Origin of the sequence: Candidatus Epulonipiscium viviparus, from assembly GCF_000171335.1 — a bacterium.
Classification (GTDB): Bacteria; Bacillota; Clostridia; order Lachnospirales; family Cellulosilyticaceae; genus Epulonipiscioides; species Epulonipiscioides viviparus.
Genome location: NZ_ABEQ01000029.3, coordinates 23,741 through 30,145, shown reverse-complemented (window position 1 = coordinate 30,145; position 6,405 = coordinate 23,741). Strand labels below are relative to the sequence as shown.

7 protein-coding genes are annotated in these 6,405 nt (G+C 34.2%); 6 read left to right on the top strand and 1 reads right to left on the bottom strand.

Annotated elements, in window-relative coordinates; all coding sequences use genetic code 11:
• The coding region (locus tag EPU_RS11665; RefSeq protein WP_044149623.1) for a glycoside hydrolase family 30 protein at positions 1 to 928 on the bottom strand (928 nt) is incomplete at its 3' end.
• Between the two features lie 182 nt (positions 929 to 1,110).
• Between EPU_RS11665 and EPU_RS05655 the strand changes: the two genes are divergently transcribed.
• From EPU_RS05655 to EPU_RS05630, 6 genes are all read left to right on the top strand, one after another.
• Positions 1,111 to 2,190 carry a uroporphyrinogen decarboxylase/cobalamine-independent methonine synthase family protein gene (locus EPU_RS05655; protein ID WP_010167490.1) on the top strand — a complete coding sequence of 360 codons (1,080 nt, stop codon included), beginning with the start codon at positions 1,111 to 1,113 and terminating at the stop codon, positions 2,188 to 2,190.
• 21 nt (positions 2,191 to 2,211) lie between these two features.
• On the top strand, positions 2,212 to 3,291 hold the full coding sequence (locus EPU_RS05650) for a hypothetical protein (RefSeq protein ID WP_029488092.1): 1,080 nt from the start codon (positions 2,212 to 2,214) through the stop codon (positions 3,289 to 3,291).
• A 141-nt stretch (positions 3,292 to 3,432) separates the two neighbouring features.
• Entirely contained in the window at positions 3,433 to 4,590 is a 1,158-nt protein-coding gene (locus EPU_RS05645; protein ID WP_010167487.1) for an AI-2E family transporter, read from the top strand.
• A 69-nt stretch (positions 4,591 to 4,659) separates the two neighbouring features.
• Positions 4,660 to 5,208, top strand: a complete 549-nt coding sequence (gene rsmD / locus EPU_RS05640; protein ID WP_010167485.1) for a 16S rRNA (guanine(966)-N(2))-methyltransferase RsmD — start codon at positions 4,660 to 4,662, stop codon at positions 5,206 to 5,208.
• A 1-nt stretch (position 5,209) separates the two neighbouring features.
• A complete protein-coding gene (gene coaD, locus EPU_RS05635) occupies positions 5,210 to 5,680 on the top strand; it encodes a pantetheine-phosphate adenylyltransferase (RefSeq protein WP_010167483.1) in 471 nt (156 codons plus the stop codon).
• A 9-nt stretch (positions 5,681 to 5,689) separates the two neighbouring features.
• Positions 5,690 to 6,238 (top strand): hypothetical protein, encoded by a 549-nt coding sequence (locus EPU_RS05630; RefSeq protein WP_010167481.1) that lies wholly within the window; start codon positions 5,690 to 5,692, stop codon positions 6,236 to 6,238.
• Positions 6,239 to 6,405 lie beyond the last annotated feature (167 nt).

Sequence of the window (6,405 nt, the reverse complement as noted above, 5' to 3'; positions counted from 1 at the left end):
AAATATACATCGCATACTCCCATGTATTCTTCCCATCTCCACATTCATTTTCAGTTTGCATCAACTTCTTTTCGGGGAAAGCAGATTTGGTAATTTGCACCGCGTACTTTCCTGCCCATTGATATGAAACTCCTTCTATATAAGGATATGCTTTCTCATCATGCAACACCAAATTCGCATAGTTGTCATATCTTGTGTACAGCATTCGATTATCTGTTTCTGGCCCATTGAGGGTTCCAAGCCATATTTTAGTCTTTATACCACGCTCTTTAAATACCGGTCCTAGGTAGTTGGCTATAAAATTAGCAAGCTCTTTTCCGGTCCAAATACATGACGGAAATTTCTGACTTGATACAGGCTCATTCTGCACATGTAACTGACTAATTACAATACCCTCCTTCTCATAGGCTTCTATAAATAAGGCAAAGTATAGTGCATATGCTTTGAGGTTTTTATCTGTCTGCACCAAAGTTCCAAAATTATGAGCTTTTGGATATTTCATCCATGTTGGTGGGCTCCACGGMGATGCAAAGAACTTCATATCAGGATTTCGTTTGAGAGCTTCTTTTATATATGGTATCAAATATTTTTGGTCTCGTTTAATAGAAAAGTTTGCCATCTCATAGTCACCATCTACTTCGTTATGAGAATACCACAGCTCTGCATAATCTGAGGCACCAATTGGAATACGGCAAAAATCAAACTTCAACCCATCCGCATCTTTAGCAAAYAAAATRTCRTAAACTTCTTTTCGCTTTTGATCACTTAATTTTAGCAATGCTATTTGAGATAGTTCGTTAAAGCAACCACCAAAACCTTCCCATTCTTCTGCTTCTCCCGCAATAGCCAACGTAGATTTTATACTATCTTCTGCCGCTGTCGTTCTCTCTTGCCAAAACGTTTGTCTAGTCGTTGTAATAATTTTCATAGTCTGCTCCTTTGCATAAATAATTACTTTCCAAATATAAGGTTAAGCAATTAAAATGTCAATAATTTTTATCGATAATCTATGRCCTTTATAATCACATTATGAAATTACATCATGAGCATAATTACCTATATTCTTGGATATACATATATAGTACATGTAACAATTAGGAGGGAATATTTATGAGATTTAAAGAGGATATTGATATTGTACGCAAGAGGATTGATGCGTTCTGGGCAAACGAGTTGATGGACCGCGCTTTAGTTTCTATTTTAACACCMAAAGAAAAAGGTAAAAATATACCTATTTTCGATGCGGCAATGGCTGAGAAGGATCCTGCTTATGTAGAAAAATTTTGGTTTGACCCTCAAACTATTCATAACCGCACTATCAAGCAATTAGAAAATACGTATCTTGGTGGCGATGCCTTGCCTACATTTCATCCAGATTTTGGAGTAAGTGGACATGCTGCATTCTTTGGATGTAAACCCATCGTTTCGCCAAAAACCATATGGTTTAATCCTGCTTGGAGCAGTCTGTCCGATTGGAAAACCACCTTTGCTCCAGAAGTAATTCAACAACAAGTTGCTATCATTAAAGAAGTTGCTAGGTTATCTAACGGAGATTATTTTATCGGATTACCCGACCATTGTGGAACTTTGGATGCGGTGGGGCATCTATACGGCACCGATAATGTTCTCATGGCTATGATAACAGATCCCGAAGAATTACAAGAAGCACTAGCTGCCGTTGACGCTGCCTGGGTTGAAAGTATCGAGTTATTTTATCAGGCATTAAAAGAAGTGAATAAAGGCTCTTGCCATTCTTGGATGCATCTGCTTTCTGATAAAAAAATGGGGCAAATGCAATGTGATATGTCCGTTATGTTTTCTGCAGAGTTATATGAAGAATTTGTTTACGATGAACTCAAAAGGCAAATCGCTTGGTTTGATGATCCAATTTATCATTTTGATGGTGCAGAGCAAGAGCGACACCTCGATATTTTACTATCTTTTGATAAATTAAAAGTAATCCAGTGGACTCCTGTCGCTGGGCAGCCAAAAGCATCTCATTTTATGCCTATTTTAAAACGCATACAAGATGCAGGCAAGCGCCTAGTTATTGGAGTTATTCCCGAAGAAATTCCAGACATTCTCGAAAATCTATCTGCTAAAGGATTGAATTTACGCGTTAGAAATGTAAAAGATCCGGATGCAGCAGCAGCTGTCGTTAAATGCGTTGAAAAGTATAGCAAAAGCTAATTCACTTGAGAGGATTTTAAAATGAGATTTAAAGAGGATATTGATATTGTACGCAAAAGAATTGATGCTTTTTGGGAAAATGAATTGCTAGACCGCGCTCTAGTTTCTATAATTGCTCCAAARAAGAAAAATCTAAGTTTAAATATGTTYGACGAACAAGAATATGCTAAAGATCCTAGTTATATGAAGCGCTTTTGGCTAGATCCCCAAACAATTCATAATCGTAATATAAAACGCTTGGAGAACACCTATCTTGGAGGCGATGCTTTGCCTTCTATTTTTTTAGATTTTGGAACTAGTGGTCATTGCAATTTTTATGGTGCAAAACCTATCTTCTTTAAAGATACCATCTGGTTTGATCCTGTATGGAAAAACTTATATGAATATAACCTTGTTTTTGATGAAGCGGCAATAGACCGATACGTCGCCATAGCAACTGAGATTGCCAACCTCTCTCAAGGGGATTACTTTATCGGAATGCCTGATAATTGTGGTACTCTTGATGCATTAGGGCATCTTTATGGCTCTGCAAATGTGTTAACCGAGATGCTACTTAATCCCGATGCTGTTCAAAAAGCAATTGMTGCAGTAAACGAAGGCTGGAAAATAGGCAATGAGCTTTTTTACAATGCCACTAAAGCCATCAATCACGGATCTTGCCACTCCTGGATGCATCTACTTGCTAATGGAAAAATGGGCCAGATGCAATGCGACATGTCTGTTATGTTTTCAACAGCAATGTACGAAAAATTTGTATACAACGAGTTACAAACTCAAATTGATTGGTTTGATTACCCTATATATCATTTTGATGGCGTCGAGCAAGAGAAACATCTTGATATATTGCTATCATTTGAAAAACTCAAAGCAATTCAGTGGACTCATGTTGCGGGACAACCAAAAGCATCTCGCTTTATCTCCATTTTACAACGCATCCAGAATGCAGGTAAACGTCTCATTGTATTTATAGATCCCGAAGAARTTTCTACAATGCTAGAGAATTTATCTGCTAAAGGATTGAATTTAATCATTGAAAATGTACCTGACCCCGAAACTGCAGATGCAATTTTACAGTACGTCAAAAATCATAGCAAAGAATAATGAACACATAACAAAAAATGTCAAGAGATCTGTCGACGAATAAATACAGTTGATGCTCTTGACTTCTTTTTTATTTCAATTACTTGATCTGTTTACATTTTTTATGCTATAATTATACAAATTTACAAAAAGGAGTTAGATATGGATAAGAAAAGAATTAAAGAGAGCATCGTTGTCGTTACTTACGCTATCATTTTATATTTAATATTAATCAATTTAAAAACAATTAATAGCACTTTTGATACGTTTACTACATTATTAATGCCTGTCATTACTGGATTTATCATAGCATATATCCTAAAAGGACCTTATAATTTTGTTCGAGATAAAGTTCTTAGAATGTCCTCTAAAGATACACAGACTATACAAACTACTAAATCCGTTATAGCATTAGTTATGGCGTATACTCTTGTTATTTTAGTATTAACTATTTTAGCAATTTTAGTTATTCCCCAACTTTGGAACAGTATTCAAAGCTTAATTTCCACACTTCCCGATCAAATAGATATCTTATTTGCTAGATTTCAAGGATTTTTAGATGATATGGACGGTCGATTGGACACATCAGTTGATTCGGAAATATACACTCAGCTCGAAGAAGCTTGGGTTACTGTCATGAACTTTGTAAGTGCAATTTTAACTGATGTAATACCAGCAGTCTTAAATGGAATTGTAGAAATCACTACTAGTATCACTAATATGATTTTTGCATTTATCTTTTCTGTTTATTTTTTAACCGGAAAAGAAAGATTATCTTCTCAAATGAGCAGAATTTTGTATGCCTATTTACCTAAAGCAAGAGCCGAAAGAATCTTATATATTTCTAGAATAACCAATAATTCATTTACAAACTTTATTAATGGTCAGGTTGCGGAAGCCTTTATTTTGGGAATTCTTTGCTTTGTAGGAATGCTTATATTTAAAATGCCATATGCCGTGCTTGTTAGCGTAATCATAGGTGCCACAAACATTATTCCAATTTTTGGACCTATATTTGGCTCCATTCCTGCAACGTTTATTGTGCTTATGGACGATCCAAGTAACCCTATGATGGCTGTATGGTTTGTTGTATTTATACTTGTAATGCAACGAATTGATGGAGATATTATATATCCAAGAGTTGTAGGAGATTCTATTGGTCTTCCGGGAGTTTTTGTAATGCTTGCCATTGTAATTGGTTCTGGATTATGGGGACTTACTGGAATGATTATCGGCGTACCTCTCGCTGCTGTATTTTACAGACTAATCAAAGAAGGTACAAATCTTAGACTAGCCGAAAAAGAGATTAATTTCGAATAATATATAAATGTAACCCTTTCTGTATAAACTCAGTTAGGGTTCAATTCAAATTACGAAAGAAGAGAAATTATGAGAATTATAAGCGGAAAATTTCGAGGAACAAAATTACTTTCTCCCGAAGGTTTAAATACTCGACCCACTACAGATAGAATTAAAGAAACATTATTTAATATAATTAATTTTGACCTATTAGAATGTAGTTTTTTAGATTTATTTAGTGGCAGTGGTCAAATTGGTATAGAAGCTCTAAGCCGGGGCGCCAAAACTGCAACTTTTGTTGAAAACAATAAGGCGGCATTTGCTATATTAGAGAAAAATTTATTAAAAATTAGGTTGCAAAATTCTGCAATAACATATAAAATAGATATCAATGAAGCATTAAATTTAATTTACTTACAAAAGGAAACATTTGATATAATATTTATGGACCCTCCTTATCATTATGTAAATTTACAACAAATAATCGATTTTATTGTAACAAACGATTTACTCACACCCTCAGGTAAGATTATTATCGAAGATGCCTCAGATGCAAATCCAATATATAATGACAAATTAATATTAATAAAAGAAAAGGTTTATACAACAACCAGAATTAGCATATTTGAAAGGATTTAATATGAATACTGCCATTTATCCTGGAAGCTTTGATCCCGTTACTATTGGGCACATAGATATTATTGCACGAGCTAGTCAGCACTTTACTTCATTGATTGTTGCAATAGGATATAACCCCAATAAAGCAACAGGGCTTTTTGATCTAAAAACTAGAATCGCCATGCTAAAGTTAGCTACAAAAAAATTTGACAACGTTACAGTCGCCACTTATGATGGATTGTTAATTGATTTTATGCAAAGCGCAAACGTAAATGTGATTGTTAAAGGTGTTCGCAACTCAAAAGATTTTGAATACGAAAAAGATATGGCATTAATAAACAATAGCTTGGATATAACTATCGAAACGTTTTTGTTATTTGCTAATCCTATGTACTCTTTTATCAGCTCTAGTATGGTACGTGAACTACTATATTTTAATAAGGAAGTAGACAATTATGTTCCGAAAGAAATAATTTATATACTTAAAATGTGAGGTGATTTGATGGCAAAAACTCAACTAGATGTCAAAATGGTACAGGTTATGAATTCTATTAATAATCTACAACAGATGCTTGCAGAGTCTCCCAATATAATGTTTAATTCTCAATTTATCAAAGTCGAGCGAAATAAAATGGAAGAGCAGCTAAACGAAGTTATAAACCTTATACCAGCAGCTTTTCGCGAAGCAACTTTTATTGTCGAAAATCAAAATCAAATCATTCAAGATGCTCAATTAGATGTTCAAGCACTTAAAAATGATACTGATCTAAAAATCCAAAAAATGTTAGAAACACACAGCATTGTTCAAGAAGCTTCTCAATACGCTACCGAAATTATTGATAAAGCTAAGCAAGAATCTATAGAAATGCAACTTATGGGTGTTAGACATGCAGATGAAAAACTTCAAAAGGTTGAATATCGACTAAAGTCATTACTTAATAATGTGCACGAACAGGTTCAACAGTTTGAGGAATATCTTTCTGGAGTTATGGTAATTATTCAAGAAGAGCGCAATCAGATTAAAGATACTATTGAAAAAATTGAAAGTTAAAAACCCCTCTAATATAAAACACTTTAATTTTGAGATATGCTAGTAGTATTATATCCTTATAATTTATAACAAACAACGATTGCTTGAGTAGCTTTTGATGAGAAGTAGATATTTAGACTTATACTTTGCTAAAACTTGAGCAGTCTAAAAAGATACACAATAGCATA